This is a genomic window from Streptomyces sp. NPDC005706 (assembly GCF_040631045.1).
In the GTDB taxonomy this organism is placed as follows: Bacteria; Actinomycetota; Actinomycetes; order Streptomycetales; family Streptomycetaceae; genus Streptomyces.
This window is the reverse complement of record NZ_JBEXYS010000078.1, coordinates 1-1,285: the sequence shown is the minus strand read 5'-3', so window position 1 is coordinate 1,285 and position 1,285 is coordinate 1. Positions and strand designations below refer to the sequence as shown.

2 protein-coding genes and 2 pseudogenes are annotated in these 1,285 nt (G+C 73.1%); 3 read left to right on the top strand and 1 reads right to left on the bottom strand.

Translation table 11 applies throughout. The features are described from left to right. From ABZ478_RS39285 to ABZ478_RS39275, 3 genes and pseudogenes are all read left to right on the top strand, one after another. A partial coding sequence (locus tag ABZ478_RS39285) for a DNA-directed RNA polymerase subunit alpha C-terminal domain-containing protein (RefSeq protein WP_359557587.1) occupies positions 1 to 380 on the top strand: 380 nt, incomplete at its 5' end. A gap of 144 nt (positions 381 to 524) precedes the next feature. Continuing rightward, the gene (locus tag ABZ478_RS39280) at positions 525 to 779 is read left to right on the top strand and encodes an AAA family ATPase (protein WP_359557585.1); all 255 of its coding nucleotides are present in this window, start codon (positions 525 to 527) and stop codon (positions 777 to 779) included. Next, positions 718 to 1,053 (top strand): annotated as a pseudogene (locus tag ABZ478_RS39275) (AAA family ATPase); the annotation flags it as partial. The gene ABZ478_RS39280 and the pseudogene ABZ478_RS39275, both read left to right, overlap by 62 nt. Positions 1,054 to 1,120: 67 nt before the next feature. Here ABZ478_RS39275 and ABZ478_RS39270 read toward each other — a convergent pair. Beyond that, a pseudogene (locus tag ABZ478_RS39270) lies at positions 1,121 to 1,285 on the bottom strand (SpoIIE family protein phosphatase); the annotation flags it as partial.

The window sequence follows — 1,285 nt, the reverse complement described above, 5'->3', positions numbered from 1 at the left end:
TGGTCGAGCTGTTCGGTCTCGCCCGCGAGCTGAACATCGACGCCGAGGGCATCGACATGGGCCCGTCCCCGACGGACGCCGCCCTGGCCGCCGATATGGCGCTGCCGATCGAGGAGCTCGAGCTCACCGTCCGGTCGTACAACTGCCTCAAGCGCGAGGGCGTCCACTCCGTGGGTGAGCTCCTGGCACGCTCCGAGGCCGACCTGCTGGACATCCGCAACTTCGGTGCGAAGTCGATCGACGAGGTCAAGGCGAAGCTGGCCGGCCTGGGCCTGGCCCTGAAGGACAGCCCGCCCGGATTCGACCCGACCGCAGCCGCGGACGCCTTCCCTGGGGACGATGGCGGGAGCACGGGCTTTATGGAGACCGAGCAGTACTGATCATTGCGCCGGGCACGCCGGGCACGCCGGGCACGCCGGGCACCTTGAGGTCGCCCGCTCCACCGGCCGATCGGCTAGCAGACCAGGACCACCCGTTCTCTCCTCGCCTCCGAGGACCGCCTCCTTGCCGCCGCCCGCACGAGCGTGATCCCGCCGATCCGCCGGGGCACATTCGCCCGCGTCGCCGTTCTGTACCGCGGTCCGAGGGATGCCGGGCAGCGCGCACCGGCCTCCTCCTTCGCCTGCTCCGAGCGTCTGCTGCCAGCCGGACTAGGCCCGGCGGGCGCTGGAAAGACGACGGCGATGCGGCTGGTGGCCAGCGCCGTGGCCGCGGCCGGTGGCCGGCTGGCCTCGCTGGCCCCGTCCTCCCTCGCGGCGAAGGTCCTCGGCGACGCCTGAAGCTGCGCGCCCACACCTTGCACTACTGGCTCCACCAGCGCGCCCGGCCGCCCTTGGAAAGCAGGCTGGTGAGGACTTTCGGCTGCGTCCCGGTGACGTCGTCCTGGTCGACGAGGCAGGCGTGGCCGGCACCCTGCTGTTCGATGCGATCCTCGCCGACGCGGCGGCCGCGGGGGCGGTGGTGCGCCTGCTCGGTGACCCGCACCAGCTCGCCGCCGTCGAAGCCGGGGGGAGCCCTCCGGCTGATCGCGCGGGCGGGGGCACGGTCGAGCTCGATCAGCTGCACCGCTTCCGCGTGCCCGGCGAGGCCGACGCCGCCCTGACCTGGAGTGACGTGCGCACCACTGGCTGGTGTCCCAGCGGAACGCGGCGTCCAGGTGGACGGCGAGGCGGGGCAGGGTGGCCTGCCGATGGGCGGCTGCCCGGAAGGCGCCGAGCAGCAGGGCGGCGTTGCTGATCGCGGCCAGCCCGTTGCCGCGCACATCGCCGATGAGAAGCCGGGTGCT